19 protein-coding genes are annotated in these 19,054 nt (G+C 55.5%); 8 read left to right on the forward strand and 11 right to left on the reverse strand.

The features are described 5' to 3' along the window. The first annotated feature begins 38 nt into the window (after positions 1–38). From ftsZ to mutT, 5 genes are all read left to right on the forward strand, one after another. Positions 39–1,190, forward strand: coding sequence for a cell division protein FtsZ (ftsZ, locus tag ACTJI7_RS14150; protein ID WP_008501978.1), 1,152 nt, complete (start codon positions 39–41; stop codon positions 1,188–1,190). 101 nt (positions 1,191–1,291) lie between these two features. Further along, on the forward strand, positions 1,292–2,209 hold the full coding sequence (lpxC, locus tag ACTJI7_RS14155; protein ID WP_006810110.1) for a UDP-3-O-acyl-N-acetylglucosamine deacetylase: 918 nt from the start codon (positions 1,292–1,294) through the stop codon (positions 2,207–2,209). A 280-nt stretch (positions 2,210–2,489) separates the two neighbouring features. Next, positions 2,490–2,993: a secA translation cis-regulator SecM gene (gene secM / locus ACTJI7_RS14160; RefSeq protein ID WP_028015513.1), complete on the forward strand. Its 504-nt coding sequence runs from the start codon at positions 2,490–2,492 to the stop codon at positions 2,991–2,993. 58 nt (positions 2,994–3,051) lie between these two features. After that, complete coding sequence (gene secA / locus ACTJI7_RS14165; RefSeq protein WP_049137746.1) at positions 3,052–5,757, forward strand: preprotein translocase subunit SecA; 2,706 nt, start codon at positions 3,052–3,054, stop codon at positions 5,755–5,757. A gap of 57 nt (positions 5,758–5,814) precedes the next feature. Beyond that, positions 5,815–6,207: an 8-oxo-dGTP diphosphatase MutT gene (gene mutT, locus ACTJI7_RS14170; protein WP_028015515.1), complete on the forward strand. Its 393-nt coding sequence runs from the start codon at positions 5,815–5,817 to the stop codon at positions 6,205–6,207. 34 nt (positions 6,208–6,241) lie between these two features. Here mutT and yacG read toward each other — a convergent pair whose 3' ends face one another. From yacG to coaE, 3 genes are read right to left on the reverse strand one after another with little or no spacing between them, the layout of a single operon-like run. Continuing rightward, a complete protein-coding gene (gene yacG, locus ACTJI7_RS14175) occupies positions 6,242–6,436 on the reverse strand; it encodes a DNA gyrase inhibitor YacG (protein WP_063154805.1) in 195 nt (64 codons plus the stop codon). A 9-nt stretch (positions 6,437–6,445) separates the two neighbouring features. Then, complete coding sequence (gene zapD / locus ACTJI7_RS14180; RefSeq protein WP_063154804.1) at positions 6,446–7,189, reverse strand: cell division protein ZapD; 744 nt, start codon at positions 7,187–7,189, stop codon at positions 6,446–6,448. Beyond that, a complete protein-coding gene (gene coaE, locus ACTJI7_RS14185; protein ID WP_063154803.1) occupies positions 7,189–7,809 on the reverse strand; it encodes a dephospho-CoA kinase in 621 nt (206 codons plus the stop codon). The genes zapD and coaE overlap by 1 nt, the downstream gene beginning before the upstream one ends. A gap of 228 nt (positions 7,810–8,037) precedes the next feature. Here coaE and ACTJI7_RS14190 point away from each other — a divergent pair, with 228 nt between their 5' ends. Further along, positions 8,038–9,081, forward strand: a complete 1,044-nt coding sequence (locus ACTJI7_RS14190) for a GMP reductase (protein ID WP_028015519.1) — start codon at positions 8,038–8,040, stop codon at positions 9,079–9,081. Between the two features lie 41 nt (positions 9,082–9,122). Here the strand turns inward: ACTJI7_RS14190 and hofC are convergent, their stop codons facing one another. The 4 genes from hofC to nadC form a co-directional block, all read right to left on the reverse strand. Beyond that, positions 9,123–10,307 carry a protein transport protein HofC gene (gene hofC / locus ACTJI7_RS14195; RefSeq protein WP_248199630.1) on the reverse strand — a complete coding sequence of 395 codons (1,185 nt, stop codon included), beginning with the start codon at positions 10,305–10,307 and terminating at the stop codon, positions 9,123–9,125. Further along, positions 10,297–11,679, reverse strand: a complete 1,383-nt coding sequence (gene gspE / locus ACTJI7_RS14200) for a type II secretion system protein GspE (protein ID WP_063154801.1) — start codon at positions 11,677–11,679, stop codon at positions 10,297–10,299. The genes hofC and gspE overlap by 11 nt, the downstream gene beginning before the upstream one ends. Before the next feature lie 10 nt (positions 11,680–11,689). Continuing rightward, a complete protein-coding gene (ppdD, locus tag ACTJI7_RS14205; protein WP_048960892.1) occupies positions 11,690–12,127 on the reverse strand; it encodes a prepilin peptidase-dependent pilin in 438 nt (145 codons plus the stop codon). A 174-nt stretch (positions 12,128–12,301) separates the two neighbouring features. Beyond that, the gene (gene nadC, locus ACTJI7_RS14210) at positions 12,302–13,195 is read right to left on the reverse strand and encodes a carboxylating nicotinate-nucleotide diphosphorylase (RefSeq protein ID WP_248186512.1); all 894 of its coding nucleotides are present in this window, start codon (positions 13,193–13,195) and stop codon (positions 12,302–12,304) included. Positions 13,196–13,282: 87 nt separating this feature from the next. Here nadC and ampD point away from each other — a divergent pair, with 87 nt between their 5' ends. Continuing rightward, on the forward strand, positions 13,283–13,834 hold the full coding sequence (gene ampD / locus ACTJI7_RS14215; RefSeq protein WP_192978851.1) for a 1,6-anhydro-N-acetylmuramyl-L-alanine amidase AmpD: 552 nt from the start codon (positions 13,283–13,285) through the stop codon (positions 13,832–13,834). 9 nt (positions 13,835–13,843) lie between these two features. After that, positions 13,844–14,698 carry a beta-lactamase regulator AmpE gene (gene ampE, locus ACTJI7_RS14220; protein WP_234105791.1) on the forward strand — a complete coding sequence of 285 codons (855 nt, stop codon included), beginning with the start codon at positions 13,844–13,846 and terminating at the stop codon, positions 14,696–14,698. Between the two features lie 18 nt (positions 14,699–14,716). On the opposite strand, the gene ACTJI7_RS14225 is transcribed toward ampE, so the two are convergent. From ACTJI7_RS14225 to ACTJI7_RS14240, 4 genes are all read right to left on the reverse strand, one after another. Further along, positions 14,717–15,667, reverse strand: coding sequence for a glycoside hydrolase family 43 protein (locus ACTJI7_RS14225; protein ID WP_126326311.1), 951 nt, complete (start codon positions 15,665–15,667; stop codon positions 14,717–14,719). Between the two features lie 10 nt (positions 15,668–15,677). Then, entirely contained in the window at positions 15,678–17,075 is a 1,398-nt protein-coding gene (locus tag ACTJI7_RS14230; protein ID WP_049000515.1) for a glycoside-pentoside-hexuronide (GPH):cation symporter, read from the reverse strand. A gap of 164 nt (positions 17,076–17,239) precedes the next feature. Further along, positions 17,240–18,610: an aromatic amino acid transporter AroP gene (gene aroP, locus ACTJI7_RS14235; protein ID WP_028015528.1), complete on the reverse strand. Its 1,371-nt coding sequence runs from the start codon at positions 18,608–18,610 to the stop codon at positions 17,240–17,242. A 46-nt stretch (positions 18,611–18,656) separates the two neighbouring features. Then, positions 18,657–18,884, reverse strand: a complete 228-nt coding sequence (locus ACTJI7_RS14240; RefSeq protein ID WP_082827687.1) for a hypothetical protein — start codon at positions 18,882–18,884, stop codon at positions 18,657–18,659. Between the last annotated feature and the right edge of the window lie 170 nt (positions 18,885–19,054).

Raw genomic sequence — 19,054 nt, forward strand, 5'->3', positions numbered from 1 at the left:
AGCGGTCTCGGGCGACAGGCACAACGGAGAGAGAAATTATGTTTGAACCTATGGAACTGACCAACGACGCGGTGATTAAAGTCATCGGCGTCGGTGGCGGCGGCGGTAACGCCGTAGAGCATATGGTGCGTGAACGCATTGAAGGTGTTGAATTCTTCGCAGTTAACACCGATGCGCAGGCACTGCGTAAAACGGCAGTTGGCCAGACTATCCAGATCGGCGGTGGCATCACCAAAGGACTGGGCGCTGGGGCTAACCCGGAAGTCGGTCGCAACGCGGCTGAAGAAGATCGTGAAGCCCTGCGTGCTGCACTGGAAGGTGCGGACATGGTCTTCATCGCAGCGGGCATGGGCGGCGGTACCGGTACCGGTGCAGCACCTGTTGTCGCTGAAGTAGCTAAAGATTTAGGTATCCTGACCGTTGCTGTCGTGACCAAGCCTTTCAACTTCGAAGGCAAAAAGCGTATGGCCTTCGCGGAACAGGGTATCACCGAGCTGTCCAAGCATGTGGACTCGCTGATCACCATCCCGAACGACAAGCTGCTGAAAGTTCTGGGTCGTGGTATCTCCCTGCTGGACGCCTTCGGCGCAGCAAACGACGTGCTGAAAGGCGCGGTCCAGGGTATCGCAGAACTGATTACCCGTCCTGGCCTGATGAACGTTGACTTTGCAGACGTTCGCACCGTCATGTCCGAAATGGGCTACGCGATGATGGGCTCTGGCGTGGCGAGCGGTGAAGACCGTGCGGAAGAAGCGGCTGAAATGGCTATCTCTTCTCCACTGCTGGAAGATATCGATCTGTCCGGTGCGCGCGGCGTGCTGGTCAACATTACCGCTGGCTTTGACCTGCGTCTGGATGAGTTCGAAACCGTGGGTAATACCATCCGCGCGTTCGCCTCTGACAACGCGACCGTGGTAATTGGTACTTCCCTTGACCCGGAAATGAACGACGAGCTGCGTGTTACCGTTGTTGCGACCGGTATCGGTATGGACAAGCGTCCTGAGATCACCCTCGTGACCAACAAGCAGACTCAGCAACCGGTAATGGATCGTTACCAGCAGCACGGTATGTCTCCTCTGACTCAGGAGCAAAAACCGGCCGCGAAAGTGGTGAACGACCCAACGCCGCAAACGGCAAAAGAGCCAGATTATCTGGACATCCCGGCGTTCCTGCGTAAGCAAGCTGACTAAGAATTGGCTGGAATTTGGGGATTTGCGCTCTTTGTGCTAAACTGGCCCACCGTTAGTGATATACACTCTCGGTTGGATAGTTAATTTGGCGAGATTATACGATGATCAAACAAAGGACACTTAAACGTATCGTTCAGGCGACGGGTGTCGGTTTACATACCGGCAAGAAAGTCACACTGACGTTACGCCCTGCGCCGGCCAATACCGGGGTCATCTATCGTCGCACCGACTTGAATCCACCGGTAGATTTTCCGGCCGATGCCAAATCTGTGCGTGATACAATGCTCTGTACTTGTCTGGTGAACGAGCATGACGTGCGGATTTCTACCGTAGAGCACCTGAACGCCGCCCTGGCGGGTCTGGGTATCGACAACATTATTGTTGAAGTCGATGCGCCAGAAATCCCGATTATGGATGGTAGTGCTGCGCCGTTCGTTTATCTGTTGCTGGATGCCGGCATCGAAGAACTGAACTGTGCGAAGAAATTTGTTCGCATCAAAGAGACCGTTCGCGTCGAAGATGGCGACAAGTGGGCTGAATTCAAACCGTACAATGGTTTCTCGTTGGACTTTACCATCGACTTTAACCATCCGGCGATTGACTCCAGCACTCAGCGCTACGCGATGAACTTCTCTGCTGATGCGTTTATGCGCCAGATCAGCCGCGCACGTACGTTTGGCTTCATGCGTGATATCGAATATCTGCAGTCCCGCGGCCTGTGCCTGGGCGGCAGCTTCGATTGTGCCATCGTTGTTGACGATTATCGCGTACTGAACGAAGACGGCCTGCGTTTTGAAGATGAATTCGTTCGTCACAAAATGCTGGATGCGATCGGCGACCTGTTCATGTGTGGTCACAACATCATTGGTGCATTTACCGCGTTCAAATCCGGTCATGCACTGAACAACAAATTGTTGCAGGCCGTCCTGGCAAAACAGGAAGCCTGGGAATATGTGACCTTTGAAGACGAAGCGGAACTGCCGCTGGCGTTCAAAGCACCGACTATGGTCCTGGCGTAACGGTTAACGCCGTTTCGTAAGAAAAGCGACTGGTTCACCTGGTACTCTCTCCGACCAGGGAAGCCAGTCGTTTTTATTTCTACCCTTCTTTGATTTGTCCCTCTACTCCCTGGCCATTGTCGGGTGCCGAATAACGGTGTGTTCGCTGCATTATTGACCGTTTTTACCTGCTGCAAGGTGTCATTCCTGCTGCTGCGTATTGGCTTTAGTGGTAATATCTGGGCGCTAAAAAAGAATAATTGAACTCAGCCTGCACTGGCGGGCGAATGTGGTGGAGCAAGTGAGCGGAATACTGACGCGCTGGCGACAATTTGGCAGACGTTACTTCTGGCCGCATCTCTTATTAGGGATGGTCGCGGCGAGTTTCGGCTTGCCTGCGCTCAGCAACAGTGCGGAAGCGGCGACGCCAGCACGTTCCACGACAACTAAACACGATCTCTCGACGCGGGTTAACTTTACTAATCTCGCGTGGCTTGAAGCCAGCCGCCGTCCTAATTTCTCCGTTGATTACTGGCAGCAGCACGCCATCCGCACGGTTATTCGTCATCTGTCGTTCGCGATGGCGCCGCAGACGATGCCTGTTGCTGAAGAGTCGCTGCCGGTTCAGGCTCAGCATCTTGCCCTGCTCGATACGCTTAATGCGCTTCTGACGCAGGATAACCAGCCGCCCGTGACCGTGAGTCAGACGGCGCAAACCTGGTTTGTTCCTCCTGTATCATTCTCCGTTTCGACATGGATTAGCCAGGTTCACGGCATCCGTGCCGGGCCTCAACGCCTCAGCTAAATTAACCTTTTTCAATACCTTAATTTATCTGCCCGTCTGGGGCGTTTGAGAATTTATTATGCTAATCAAATTATTAACCAAAGTTTTTGGTAGTCGTAACGATCGTACCCTGCGCCGTATGCGCAAAGCTGTAAACATCATCAACGGTATGGAACCGGCGATGGAGAAGCTCTCTGATGATGAGCTGAAGGCGAAAACCGCGGAGTTCCGCGCACGCCTGGAAAAAGGCGAAACCTTAGAGAGCCTGATCCCGGAAGCTTTCGCCGTTGTGCGTGAAGCGAGTAAACGTGTGTTCGGCATGCGTCACTTCGACGTTCAATTGCTGGGCGGTATGGTGCTTAATGAACGCTGCATCGCGGAAATGCGTACCGGTGAAGGTAAAACCCTGACCGCAACGCTGCCGGCTTACCTGAATGCACTGACCGGTAAAGGCGTTCACGTCGTTACCGTCAACGACTATCTGGCCCAGCGTGATGCCGAAAACAACCGTCCGCTGTTCGAATTCCTCGGCATGACCGTCGGCATAAACATGTCCGGACTGCCGGCACCCGCCAAGCGCGAAGCCTACAACGCGGACATCACCTACGGCACCAACAACGAATACGGCTTCGACTACCTGCGCGACAACATGGCGTTCAGCCCGGAAGAGCGCGTCCAGCGTAAGCTGCACTATGCGCTGGTGGATGAGGTTGACTCCATTCTGATCGATGAAGCGCGTACCCCTCTGATCATCTCCGGCCCGGCCGAAGACAGCTCTGACATGTACCGTAAAGTCGACAAAATCATTCCACACCTGCTGCGTCAGGAGAAAGAAGACTCCGATACCTTCCAGGGTGAAGGCCACTTCTCCGTAGATGAAAAAGCGCGCCAGGTGAACCTGACCGAACGCGGTCTGGTGAAAATCGAAGAGCTGCTGGTGGCTGAAGGCATTATGGAAGAAGGTGAGTCTCTGTACTCTCCGAGCAACATCATGCTGATGCACCACGTGACCGCCGCGCTGCGCGCCCACGCGCTGTTCACCCGCGACGTTGACTACATCGTGAAAGACGGTGAAGTCATCATTGTCGATGAACACACCGGCCGTACCATGCAGGGTCGTCGCTGGTCCGATGGCCTGCACCAGGCGGTGGAAGCGAAAGAAGGCGTGGACATTCAAAACGAAAACCAGACGCTGGCCTCAATCACCTTCCAGAACTACTTCCGTCTGTATGAGAAGCTGGCGGGGATGACCGGTACCGCAGATACCGAAGCGTTTGAATTCAGCTCCATCTACAAGCTGGATACCGTGGTTGTGCCAACCAACCGTCCGATGATCCGTAAGGATATGCCGGACCTGGTGTACATGACCGAAGCGGAAAAAATTCAGGCGATCATCGAAGATATTCGCGACCGTACTGCCAATGGTCAGCCGGTTCTGGTGGGGACCATCTCCATCGAGAAATCCGAGGTGGTTTCCAATGAGCTGACCAAAGCAGGCATCAAGCACAACGTTCTGAACGCCAAGTTCCACGCTAAAGAAGCGGACATTGTTGCTCAGGCGGGCTATCCGGGAGCCGTGACCATCGCCACCAACATGGCGGGTCGTGGTACCGATATTATGCTCGGCGGTAGCTGGCAGGCTGAAGTCGCTGAGCTGGAAAACCCAACGCCAGAGCAGATCGAGCAGATCAAAGCCGACTGGCAGGTGCGTCACGACGCGGTGCTGGCATCCGGTGGTCTGCACATCATCGGTACCGAGCGTCACGAATCTCGTCGTATCGACAACCAGCTGCGTGGACGTGCGGGCCGTCAGGGTGATGCCGGTTCTTCCCGCTTCTACCTGTCTATGGAAGATGCGCTGATGCGTATTTTCGCCTCCGACCGCGTGTCCGGCATGATGCGTAAGCTGGGCATGAAGCCTGGTGAAGCCATTGAGCACCCATGGGTGACTAAAGCGATCGCTAACGCCCAGCGTAAAGTGGAAAGCCGCAACTTCGATATTCGTAAGCAGCTGCTGGAATATGATGACGTGGCCAACGATCAGCGTCGCGCGATCTACACCCAGCGTAACGAACTGCTGGACGTATCCGACGTGAGCGAAACCATCAACAGCATCCGCGAAGATGTGTTCAAAGCCACCATCGACGCGCATATTCCACCGCAGTCTCTGGAAGAGATGTGGGACGTTGAAGGCCTGCAGGAACGTCTGAAAAACGACTTCGATCTCGATCTGCCAATCAAAGAGTGGCTGGACAAAGAGCCTGAGCTGCATGAAGAGACCCTGCGCGAACGTATCTTTGAAACCGCGCTGGAGGTTTATAAGCGTAAGGAAGAAGTGGTTGGCGCTGAGATGATGCGTCACTTCGAGAAAGGGGTGATGCTGCAAACGCTGGACTCCCTGTGGAAAGAGCACCTGGCGGCGATGGACTACCTGCGTCAGGGTATCCACCTGCGCGGCTATGCGCAGAAAGATCCGAAGCAGGAGTACAAGCGTGAATCCTTCTCCATGTTTGCCTCTATGCTGGAGTCACTGAAGTACGAAGTGATCAGCACCCTGAGCAAGGTTCAGGTGCGCATGCCGGAAGAAGTGGAAGCGATGGAGCAGCAGCGTCGTGAAGAAGCTGAGCGTCTGGCGCAGATGCAGCAGCTGAGCCACCAGACTGACGAAAGCGAAGCCGCAGCAGCGATCGCCGCGCAGACCGGCGATCGTAAAGTCGGTCGTAACGATCCGTGCCCGTGTGGTTCCGGTAAAAAATACAAGGCGTGCCACGGCCGCCTGAGCTAAGAACATAACTAACTGAAAAGGCGCAGATATCTGCGCCTTTTTTATGGAAGTGACGCTATGAAAATACTGCAAATTGCCGTCGGGATTATTCGCAACCCGCAAAACCAAATCTTCATCACCCAGCGCGCTGCTGACGCCCATATGGCGAACAAGTGGGAGTTTCCTGGCGGGAAAATCGAATCAGGAGAAACACCGGAAGAGGCGCTGGTGCGTGAGCTGCAGGAAGAGGTGGGGATTACCCCGCTTGGCGCCACGCTGTTCGATAAGCTGGAGTATCAGTTTCCCGACAGGCACATCACGCTGTGGTTCTGGCTGGTGGAAAGCTGGGAAGGTGAACCCTGGGGAAAAGAGGGACAGCCGGGTAACTGGGTGGAACTTCAGGTCAGTGATGCCGACAAATTCCCGCCAGCCAATGAGCCTGTGATCCGCCGCTTAGCGACAAACATGTAGGCCTGCCGAACGAATCGCCAGCAGGCTTTGAACGTTACTGCTTGCTTTCGCTCCAGTCATCGCTATCCGAGAGGTCGCCTTCGCTCGGAATTCGTTTCTCTTCCGCCGCCCATTCGCCCAGATCAATGAGCTGACAGCGCTTGCAGCAGAACGGGCGAAACGGACTCACTTCTCCCCAGACGACAGTTTTCCCACAGGTTGGGCAGTTTACGGTGGTGACGTCAGACATTGGCACTCCTTAACAACAGGCCAGTTCAAAATCGAGGCGTTCCGGCACGGTGCCATTTTCACTGTCCAGCGGCATAAAGCGGATCGCGAAACGGCTTTTATGCCCGGAAATTTGTGGATAAAGCTGCTCGCTAAGAGACAAATTTAGACGCAGAAGATCGGCGTCGTCGCCGTTGTCCTGATAAAAACCGTTGAGACTGGTTTGCTTGCGGAACGGGGCAGAGTTACGCACAAGATCGAGGATCAGCGATAGCGTCTGATTCATCGGCTCCAGGCTACCCAGCCAGCTGTTTACCTGGCGATCGCGCTGTTCCTGCGGCATATGCAGCCACATATGCAGCGTTGGCAGATCAAAGCTACAGCAACCGCCCGGTATGCTCAGGCGCTGGCGCACCAGCGCTATCAAACGGTCTTCTCGTAAATATTGCCCAACGCGCGGCGCGGCCATCAGCGTCGTGCTGCTGTTTTTCAACTGCTGGCGTAAGGCGTCAATTCGACTTTGATCCACGCCCGGTACTTCGGCCCAGGCCTGTAATTTACGCTGCTGGCGCTCCAGCTCTTTCAACAGCTCCGTGCGGACATCGCCACGTTCAATCACATCCAGCAGATCGCCTACGTTGCGAAAGAAGTGCAACGCCGTGGCATGATCGTTAACAGGCAGATGTTGTGAAAGCTGTTGGATGAGAAATTCAATGCGCAGCCAGGTACGCATTTTTTCATTAAGCGGGTGCTCAAAAAGGATGTGAGTCGACATTATGGTTTTTCCTGTGCAACGGCCTGCGCGGCGAAGGTTAGATACTGCTCGTGCAGGCGGGCAACATCCGATGCAATGGCATCTGGTGCGCCGTTATTATCAATAACATCATCCGCAACGGCAAGGCGCTGAGCGCGAGTGGCCTGAGCGGCAAGAATTTGTTCAGCATGTTCACGCGAGACGTGGTCGCGCGTCATGGTTCGCTGGATTTGCGTCTCGGGTGTGACATCAATCACCAATACCCGATTGGCTTTCTTATGCAGCTGATTTTCTACCAGGAGCGGAACCACCCACAGGACATAGGGCGAGCGGGCTGCGACTATCTGACGCTGAGTTTCCTGGTGGATAATGGGGTGGAGCAGGGCATTAAGCCAGGCTTTTTCCGCAGAATTGGAAAAAATATATTCGCGAAGCTGACGGCGGTTCAGTGTGCCATCGGCATTGATGATTGCCTGACCGAAATGGTCGGCGATGGCCTTTAGCGCGGGTGTATTGGGCTCTACCACCTGACGGGCAATAATATCAGCATCAATAATCGCGATGCCGAGACGAGAAAACGCGTCCGCAACGGTACTTTTGCCACTACCGATGCCGCCGGTTACTGCGACGATATACCCCATTAAATCAAATCCTGGGAATTATTCATTATGGAAATCAGTTGCTTAAAAAACAAACGTGCGACAGTAATTGTTTGATTCTCTTTACCGGCTTTTTACCAGGTAAATTTATAGGATTGTAGCGTAAAAAAAGAGAATTTCGCAGTCTTGCGGAGCAGGTATTAGTGCGTATGATAGCGTCACTGGAGTTGTGCTTTTAACATATTTGCCTCTAACCCCAGGAATCCGCACATGCGTATCGAAGAAGATCTGAAGTTAGGTTTCAAAGACGTTCTTATCCGCCCTAAACGCTCTACACTGAAAAGTCGCTCAGACGTTGAACTCGAACGTCAATTCACCTTTAAACACTCCGGTCAGACCTGGTCTGGCGTGCCAATCATTGCTGCCAACATGGATACAGTCGGTACCTTTGAGATGGCAACGGCGCTGGCTCAGTTCGATATTCTTACTGCAGTCCACAAGCACTACACTCCTGAAGAGTGGAATGCGTTTGTTGCGTCCGCCTCTGCTGACGTGGTGAAGCACGTGATGGTTTCCACCGGTACTTCCGACGCCGATTTCGAGAAAACCAAACAGATCCTGAATGCTAACCCGGCGCTTAGCTTCGTTTGTATTGATGTGGCGAACGGTTACTCCGAGCACTTCGTGCAGTTCGTCAGCAAGGCGCGCGAAGCCTGGCCGACCAAAACCATCATCGCGGGTAACGTGGTGACCGGTGAAATGTGTGAAGAGCTGATCCTCTCCGGTGCCGACATCGTGAAAGTGGGCATTGGCCCGGGCTCCGTATGCACCACGCGCGTGAAAACCGGAGTTGGTTATCCGCAGCTTTCCGCGGTCATTGAATGTGCCGACGCGGCGCACGGCCTGGGCGGCCAGATCATCAGCGACGGCGGTTGCACCATGCCGGGCGATGTCGCAAAGGCCTTTGGCGGCGGCGCGGACTTCGTCATGCTCGGCGGTATGCTGGCAGGCCACGAAGAGAGCGGCGGCACCGTGGTGGAAGAGAACGGCGAGAAATTCATGCTGTTCTACGGTATGAGCTCTGAATCTGCGATGACCCGCCACGTCGGTGGCGTGGCAAAATACCGTGCGGCAGAAGGCAAAACCGTGAAGCTGCCTCTGCGCGGCCCGGTTGAAAACACCGCGCGCGACATTCTGGGCGGTCTGCGCTCAGCCTGTACCTACGTGGGTGCATCCCGCCTGAAAGAGCTGACGAAACGCACAACGTTTATTCGCGTTCAGGAGCAGGAAAACCGCGTTTTCAATAGCCTGTAATGGCTTTCGCTGGCGCATGCTTGTGCGCCAGCGCTACTGCACTACCCCGCGCTCATCGCATCACCCAGATGGAAAATCGGCAGATACATTGCCACCACCAGCGTGCCGATGATAACCCCCGTAACAACCAGGAGCAGTGGCTCCAGAAGCGCCGCCAGGTTGTCTGCCCGTTGAAAGGTCTGTTCCGTGTGATGGCGAGCAAGGTTTGCCAGCATGACGTCCAGCGAACCTGACATCTCGCCGGTTCGTAAAAGCTGAATACAGAGCGGGGTAAACATTGCCGCCTTCTGAAAGGACGACCAGACGGGGAGACCTTTTTCAATGTTCTCGCGTATGCTGCGGAGTATTCCCTGCCAGTACCGGCTTTCAACAGTCTCTTCTACACTTTCAAGCCCCTGTAAGAATGCAATGCCCGCCTGCTGCGTGAGCGACAGCACGGTGAAGATCTGCCCCAGCTTTTGCCCTTTCGCCAGCGCGCCCATTACGGGAAAACTCAGCAGAATACGCTGCCAGCGAGGATGGTGTCGCAGAGGCCAGGCTGCGGTTACGGAAACAAGCAGCATCGTGAACAGCGCAAGGGCATATGACTGCATAAACGCGGCTATCCCCATAACAATTCGCGTCAGCGCCGGAAGCGGGGTATTAAAGGTTTTGTAGATTGCAGCAAATTCGGGCAAAACCAGGGTGACCATTGCGAGCACGACGAGCACGGCCAGCGTCAGGACGATCGCCGGGTAGCGCAGCGCTTTTTTCACCTTCGCGCTGAGCTGCTGCTGCGCTTTTTGCTGCTCTGCAAGCTCTCGGCAGCACGCTTCAAGCTTCCCCGTTAGCTCTCCGGTTTTCACCATTGAGATATGCAGTGGGCTAAAGACCGCTGGCCACCGTTTGAGCGCCTCAGAAAAAGGACAGCCTTCACTGAGTTCATCGGCAACGTTTTGCAGTAGCCCCCGCCACGGTTCTACTGGATGTTGGTTTGCCAGCATTTGCAGACTATGCGCGAGCGGCAGCCCGGCCTGCAGAAGCGTTGCGAGCTGACGAAACATCTCGTAGCAGTGATGTGGACGCCAGCGGTGCCTTTGAGCGCATCGGGTCAGGGCCAGAGGATGGAGGTCGTTACGCATCAGCCTGGTGAAGGCTGCGTTGCGGTCGGTGGCCCAGAGTACCCCGTGTCGGGGGGCTCCTTCAGCGGAGATTGCTCGCCAGCGCCAGAGTTGATTAGCAGCCATCGGGCATACCCAGAACACGCACTAACTCTTCAAGCGTGGTCATCCCTTGTTCAACGGCCATGCAGCCGTGTTCAAACAGCGAGATGAGTCCAGCCTGTCGGGCGCTGGCTTCAATCACCTCGGTGCCTGCCCCGCTGGCAATAGCCTGGCGCAGGGGATTATCGATCGCAAGTACTTCAAAAATGGCCACGCGCCCGTAAAAACCGTGATAACAACGATCGCAGCCTGCAGGTTGCCAGCGAGGAAGTTGCCGCGGCCAAACCGAGCGCGGCAGGTCCGTATGCTCCCCTGTTTTATGTCGGCAGTGCGGGCAAAGGCGCCGAACCAGCCGCTGGGCAATTACCATCGAGAGCGCGGAAGAGATCATCCAGCGCGCCACGCCCATCTGCTCCAGACGAATGAGGGTTTCCGTCGTCGAGTTGGTGTGCAGCGTCGACAATACCAGATGCCCGGTCTGCGCGGCTTTAATGGCAATTTCTGCCGTTTCACCATCGCGAATTTCCCCGACCATAATGATGTCCGGATCCTGACGGAGCAGCGCTCTCAGTACGCTCTGGAATGTTAAGCCCGCGCGGGGGTTAACCTGCGTCTGATTTAACCCCGCAAGCGGGATCTCGATGGGATCCTCCACGCTGCAGATGTTGACGTCAGGGGTGTTACGCGCCTGCAGCGCGCTGTAAAGCGTTACGGTTTTGCCGCTGCCCGTCGGGCCGGTGACCAGAATTAGCCCCTGAGGCTGGTGGAGTACCTCATTAAAACAGGCCAGCTGTTTAGCGCTCATGCCAAGCGCGTTCGGTTCCAGCGCCTGCTGAACCTGATGTAGCAAACGCAGCACAATTTTCTCACCGCCGTTGCAGGGAAGCGTGGCGATACGAAACGAGACCGGCTCGTTTGTCAGCTCAATCGTAAACTGACCGTCCTGCGGCAAGCGTCGTTCCGCAATATCCAGATTACCCAGCACTTTTAACCGGGCGCTGAGCATCGTCGCCAGCGCGGCGGAAAGGGGAGGCTGCGGATAAAGTACCCCGTCGATACGTAAGCGGATCTGGCACGCGTGCTCCATTGGTTCGATATGGATGTCAGACGCGCGCTGGTTTACTGCCTGCTGCAGCGTGTGGTTGAGGATGTCCACCGCGGAGTGGGGTTGCGAAACGACGGGCAGATGCGATTGCGCGGTTAACTGCCGGTGCTTTTCCATGCGTTCAGCGCTCCAGCATTCGATATCAATCCTCTTCTGGGTCGCGAAGCGCAGAGCCTCCATCAGTTCAGGCGCGGGGGTTCCCACGACGGCGATGCTAATCATGTCGCTGTCGCTGGTGAGCAGCAGGGCATGGTGGCGAAGACAAAGCGCCACGAGTTGATCGGTGTTCATTATCCGCTCCTTAGTTAGTGTCGAAGCGGAAGACGTCTTCGCAGGCCTGCTTAAGCGCGCTGTCAGCACTGATATTGCAGTCACGCGTCCAGCCCGTCATACCGTTGCCGTTGCTCCACTGCGGCGTCATGGTTACCGTCAGCCCGTTCAGGCTCTCCTGGCCTGTTAAGGTCACGATCCCTTTCGCCACGCTCATTTCTGAAACGTAACGCGTCGTGGCAGGAGAGGGAATACCGTTACTGCCGGCATCGCAGCTCTCCACGCCGCCGCGATCGAGCGCGCAAAGCTCAATGGCAGTGCGATAGGGAACGAAAGTTTGCAGCATATCGGTGAGGGCTGCTTTACGCAGGTAGTTCTGATAGGCGGGAACGCCGATGGCGCTCAGAATCGCAATGATGCCAATGACCACCATCAGTTCAATGAGTGTGAATCCTTGTTGTCTGTCCATATCTGCTCCTTATGCAAAGTGGCGCTACTTTGTCAGCGGGACAGGGCAGAAACGAGGGGCAAAGAAGAGAACGAGAAAGGAGCTTCAGAGAATTCATTCCGTGTTGCAGAGAAGGACAATGGATTTGCGAGCGAGGCTGAAATTCCCCTCTCCGGGCAGAGAGGGGAGCGTGCATTATTTGAAGCGCATTGAGAGATCGAGGGCGCGAACGTGCTTGGTCAGCGCGCCAACGGAGATGTAATCCACGCCGGTTTCGGCGAATTCACGGATCGTGTCGAAAGTGACGTTTCCGGAGACTTCAAGCTGGGCCCGGCCGTTGGTCAGTTTCACCGCCTCGCGCATCTGCTCCGTTTCGAAGTTATCGAGCATGATGATATCGGCCCCGGCCTTAATCGCCTGCTCCAGCTCTTCCAGGCTTTCGACCTCCACCTCAACCGGCACATCCGGATGCAGCCAGAAGGCCTTCTCCACCGCCTGACGCACGGAGCCAGAAGCAATAATGTGGTTCTCTTTAATCAGGAAAGCATCGGATAAGCCCAGACGATGGTTTGCGCCGCCGCCGCAGAGCACCGCGTACTTCAGCGCAGTGCGCAGGCCCGGCAGCGTTTTGCGGGTATCAAGCAGCTGGGTACGGGTGCCGGCCAGCAGGTCAACGTAGCGGCGCACTTCACTGGCGACGCCAGAGAGCGTTTGGACAAAATTGAGCGCGGTACGCTCGCCTGTCAGTAATACGCGGGAAGGACCGTGCAGCTCGAACAGCGGCTGATTGGCGGTCACTGCATCACCATCATCAACGTGCCATGTCACCTGTACATCGTCACCCGCCAGCTGAGTAAAGACCTCTTCAACCCAACGCTTGCCGCAAAAAACGCCCTCCTCACGGGTGATAATGACCGCGTGCGAGCGTGTCTCTTTTGGCAACAATTGTGCGGTAATATCTTTATCGGCGTTAACGTCACCCCCCAGGTCTTCTTTCAACGCATGGGCGACGCTTGCCGGAATATCCATATTAATACGTTCCAGAAGCGCTTCACGTCGGTGGTCGGGGTTGTAGCGGCGAGGCGGCATGATAAAACTCCAAATTGGTAACGAATCATAATATTGAAACATGCTACTCTGAACCGAGTCATTGCACCATACAGAAGGAGTTCCAGCATGTTGTTAGAAAACGGATGGCTGGTGGATGCGCGGCATGTGCCCTCGCCGCACCACGACTGCCGCCCGGAGGATGAAAAGCCCACACTGCTGGTGGTTCATAATATTAGCCTCCCGCCGGGTGAGTTTGGCGGCCCGTGGATCGATGCGTTATTCACGGGAACGATAGATCCCAATGCACATCCCTTCTTCGCTGAGATTGCGCATCTGCGCGTGTCGGCTCACTGCCTGATTCGCCGTGATGGTGAGGTGGTTCAGTATGTTCCTTTTGATAAGCGCGCCTGGCATGCCGGGGTATCGATGTATCACGGGCGCGAACGGTGCAATGATTTCTCGATTGGGATTGAGCTGGAAGGCACGGATACTACCCCCTACACCGATGCCCAGTATCAGCAGCTGGTTGCTATTACCCACACGCTTATCGGACTCTACCCGGCAATCGCCGACAATATTACCGGGCACAGCGATATCGCACCGGCGAGAAAAACCGATCCCGGCCCGGCATTTGACTGGCCGCGGTTTCGCGCCATGCTTGCCTCGTCGTCAGAATAAGGAGATACCATGACGTTGTTTACCATGCTGCTGGTTATCATCGCTGAACGCCTGTTCAAGCTCGGCGAGCACTGGCAACTGGATCACCGGCTGGAGGTGTTATTCCGCCGCATCAAGCACTTTTCCATGCTGCGCACGCTGCTGATGATGGCGGGCGTCATGCTGATTACCTTCCTGCTGCTGCGCTCGCTGTACGGACTCTTTTTCAACGTGCCGCTGCTGGTGGTGTGGATCCTGCTCGGCGTGCTGTGCATTGGTGCGGGCAAGGTGCGTTTGCACTATCACGCCTACCTGAAAGCCGCCTCCCGTGACGATACCCACGCGCGCGGCGCGATGGCGAGCGAGCTGACGATGATCCACGGCGTGCCGCCGGACTGCGACGAGCGCGAGTTCCTGCGCGAGCTGCAAAACGCGCTGCTGTGGATTAACTTCCGCTACTACCTTGCTCCGCTGTTCTGGTTTGTGGTGGGCGGCCCGTGGGGGCCGGTACTGCTGATGGGCTATTCGTTCCTGCGCGCCTGGCAGACCTGGCTTGCCCGTTATCTGACGCCGCATGAGCGTTTGCTGTCCGGCATTGATGCCATCCTGCACGTGCTCGACTGGCTCCCGGTGCGTCTGGTGGGCGTGGTGTACGCCTTAATTGGGCACGGTGAAAAAGCGCTGCCCGCATGGTTCGCTTCTCTTGGGGACCGCCATACGTCCCAGTACCAGGTGTTGACGCGCCTGGCGCAGTTCTCGCTGGCGCGCGAACCGCATACCGACAAGATCGAAACGCCAAAAGCCGCCGTCTCCATGGCGAAGAAAACCTCGTTTGTGGTGGTGGTGATTGTGGCGCTGCTGACGATTTACGGCACGCTGGTGTAACCCAGCGCGCCGCAGACGCTATAACGTATCCGCAGGCGGGATGCCGAAATCAGGCATCCCGTTTTCGTCCCAGCGGACAAGCTTCAGGCGGGTATGACGGTTCGGATCGTAAAGCGGATCGCCTTCAATTTCGGTGTAATTTCTTGCGTGGTACACCAATACATCTTCCCCTTCCGGCGTTTGCGTGAAGCTGTTGTGGCCTGGCCCGTACTGGCGGTTCTCGTAGCTGGTGACGAAAACCGGGCGAGGGGATTTGTGCCAGTTTGCCGGGTTTTGCGGATCGGCGTTCAGGTCTATCCACAGTAATCCCATGCAGTAGTTCTCATCGGTGGCGCTGGCGGAGTAGCTGATAAACAGCTTATCGCCGTGAACCAGCACCGCCGGACCTTCGTTGACCCAGAAACCACGGCATTCCCAGTCGTATTCTGGCTTGCTGAGCATCACCGGCTCGCCTTTCAGCGTCCACGGGTTCTCCATTTCACACAGATAGAGGTTAGAGTTACCGAAAATATCCGGGGCTTTTTGCGCCCACAGGTACCAGCGTTTGCCCTGATGAACAAAGGTCGTGGCGTCCAGGGCGAAGGTGTCGAACGGGGTGTTGATTTGCCCTTTCTCGATCCAGGTACCGCTGAGCGGATCGCGGTCCGCACACTCAATCGCAAACATGCGGTGCTGGAACATCCCGAGCGCGTCTAGCGCCTGGGTGTGCGTCGCGGCAAAATAGATGTACCACTTGCCGTCAACGTGGTGCAGTTCTGGCGCCCAGATTAGCTGGCTCATCGAGCCGGTCTCGGGTTTGCGCCAGACCACTACCTCTTCAGCTCCGCGTAGTCCTTCCAGCGAGTCTGCGCGGCGGATCGCCAGCCTGTCGTACTGCGGCACGGAGGCAATAAAATAGTACTGTCCCTCATGGCGTAAAATGTACGGGTCGGCGCGTTGTTCGATAAACGGGTTTGGCCAGTTATGCATGCGGCTTTCCTTATTTAGTCTCAGCGGCTTTGAGTTCCTGATAGTCATTCAGCTCGCGGTAATTGTTGCGGCGTTTTTCCAGATCGGACTGGATCTGCTTCATGGTCTCACGGTCCACTTTCAGCAGACGTACCACCCCAGCGGTAATTAAGTATCCAATGCCCGGAATGACGGTAAAGAGCAGCACGATCCCGTTGATGGCGTCCGCGCTTTGCGCTTTTGCGCCCGCGTCATAACCGTACCAGGAGAGCAGGAAGCCGACCATCGCCCCGGCAATCGCCAGGCCCAGTTTCAGGAAGAAGATGTTACCCGAGAAGCTGATCCCGGTGATGCGCTTCCCGGTTTTCCATTCGCCGTAGTCGTCCACGTCAGCCATCAGCGACCAGTGCAGCGGAGACGGGATCTGGTGCAGGATGTTAAGCAGGAAATAGAGCACCACGATGGTAACGGTGGCTTTCGGGTCGAAGAAATAGAAGGCGCAGGAGAATGCCGCCAGCACAATATTGGTCCAGAAGAAGACCTTCAGCTTACACCAGCGGTCGGTCAGCACTTTCGCCAGCACGCTGCCAAGCATCATGCCGACAACGCCCAGGCTGATAAACAGCGTGGCGAAGTGGGTGCTCTGGCCCATCACCCAGGTGACGTAATACATGGTCGCCGCCATGCGGATAAAGCCCGGGCAGACGTTGCACAGCGTGAGCAGCAAAATGCGCACCCACTGGTCGTTTTTCCACACGTCTTTCAGGTCGTTTTTCAGTTCGTCGTTGGTTTGCACTGCCGGACGCACGCGCTCGCGCACGGTGGCGAAGCAGAACAGGAACATACAGGTACCAATCAGTGCCAGGACGGTCATCGCCATCTGGTAGCCTTTGGCTTTGTTATCCCCGCCAAACCAGTCGGCCATCGGCAGCAGCGTTAAGGAGAGCAGCAGCGTGGCGATGCCGACCAGCACGAAGCGATACGACTGGCAGGCCACGCGCTCTTTTGGATCGTTGGTGATCACTCCACCTAACGAGCAGTAAGGGATGTTGATGGCCGTATAGGTTAACGAGAGCAGGAAGTAGGTGACAAACGCATAGATAACTTTGCTGTTATAGCTCCACTCCGGGGTGGTGAACATCAGAATGCTGAACAGCGCGTAGGGGAACGCAATCCACAGCAGCCATGGACGAAACCGGCCATATTTACTGCGGGTACGGTCGGCAATCGCCCCCATGATCGGGTCCGTTACGGCGTCAATCACGCGGACGGACAGCAGCAGCACGCCGACCAGCGCAGGCGCCAGGCCAAAAATATCCGTATAGAAATAGTTAACAAACAGCATGATGGCGCCGAAGATGATGTTGCATCCCGCGTCGCCCATCCCATAGCCGATCTTTTCTTTTACTGACAGTTTGTTGTTATCCATCGACAGCTCTCCGGTTTACGGTATGGGGAGAATTATTCGCTGGCAAAGGAATATATGCGTTGCAGTATCAGGGCGGTGATATGGATAAATGTGCTGTTGGCGTGAAAGTGTGAAGGAGGTAACAACGCGCGGCACCCGCAAAAACAGGTGCCGCGGCGAGAGGTTTAGTGCGCCTTCATGGCATTACGGCTTTTCTGGCTGAAGAGATAGCCAACGCCAAGGATCGCAATCCAGACCGGGATCAGGTAGACGGAAATCGCCATGCCCGGCGTGATCAGCATGATCACCAGCACGGCCGCCATAAACAGCAGGCAAATCCAGTTACCCAGCGGATAGAGCAGGGCAGGGAAGCGCGTGGTGACGCCCTGCTGCTGTTTCGCGCGGCGGAACTTCATGTGCGCCAGGCTGATCATCGCCCAGTTGATAACCAGAGCGGAGACTACCAGCGCCATCAGCAGGCCAAACGCCGATTCCGGTGCCATGTAGTTAATCAGCACGCACAGCGCGGTCACGATGGCTGAAACAATGATGGTATTCACCGGCACGCCGCGTTTATCCACGTTGAGCAGCATCTTCGGCGCGTTGCCCTGCTGGGCCAGGCCGAACAGCATACGGCTGTTGCAGTATACGCAGCTGTTGTAAACGGAGAGCGCTGCGGTCAGCACCACGATGTTCAGGGCGTTGGCGACAAAGGTATCGCCCAGCTCGTGGAAGATGAGAACAAACGGGCTGGTGTCAGCGGTCACGCGCGTCCACGGCAACAGGGAGAGCAGCACGGCCAGTGAGCCCACATAGAAGATCAGAATACGGTAGATAACCTGATTTGTGGCTTTCGGAATGCTTTGCTCCGGGTTATCGGCTTCGGCGGCGGTAATACCCACCAGCTCCAGGCCGCCGAAGGAGAACATGATGATCGCCATCATCATCACCAGACCGGTCATGCCGTGAGGCAGGAAGCCGCCCTGTTCCCAGAGGTTACGCACGGTAGCCTGCGGGCCGCCGTTGCCGCTGAACAGCAGCCAGCCACCGAAGATGATCATCGCCACAACGGCAATGACTTTGATAATGGCAAACCAGAACTCCATCTCGCCGAATACTTTTACGTTGGTCAGGTTAATGGCGTTGATAATCACGAAGAAGGCTGCAGCAGACGCCCAGGTGGGGATCTCAGGATACCAGAACTGAATGTACTTCCCGACGGCGGTCAGCTCGGCCATAGCAACCAGAACGTACAGCACCCAGTAGTTCCAGCCGGAGGCGAAGCCCGCAAAGCTGCCCCAGTATTTATAGGCAAAGTGGCTGAACGAGCCTGCGACAGGCTCTTCAACGACCATTTCGCCAAGCTGGCGCATGATCAGAAAAGCAATGAAACCCGCAATCGCATAACCCAAAATAATACCCGGACCGGCTGACTGGATAACGGATGCGCTGCCCAGAAACAGGCCGGTACCAATCGCACCGCCCAGTGCGATGAGCTGTATATGGCGGTTTTTAAGTCCGCGCTTTAGCTGATCGCCGTGCTGTTGAGCTTCCATTTGAAACCTCGTGTGTGGTTGTTATGTTCACGCTGTGCGTGTGTAATTATGAAAGTCCATATTCTGTATTTATTTCTTTACGGTTAAACAAACCGAAAAAAGCGGAGATGACTTCCGTAAGCGCCAGAATAGTGGTAAGCGCCTGCGAATGCACCTGCTTTATGAAGGGATGCTGACGACTTGAATAAAAAGAAAGCATTTGTAAATCGGCCCGCTTATTCTTCCTAACCCAACCTATAGAATAGAAATGCTTCTTAAGTGGGCGAATTTTCATTATTTGCCATGTTGAATCGCTTCAGATTGCAAAAACCCTCGTTTCATTATGGTTAAAACTCCCTCTTTGGGAGTAATCAACTCATTTGTGCAAAGTTACATTTCTGAAACGTTATTTCTGTAAGGTTGTTAAAATGTGCAGGGTTTACTGATTTCAATCAAAACCAATAT

Source organism: Enterobacter sp. 22499, assembly GCF_052044815.1.
In the GTDB taxonomy this organism is placed as follows: domain Bacteria; phylum Pseudomonadota; class Gammaproteobacteria; order Enterobacterales; family Enterobacteriaceae; genus Enterobacter; species Enterobacter bugandensis.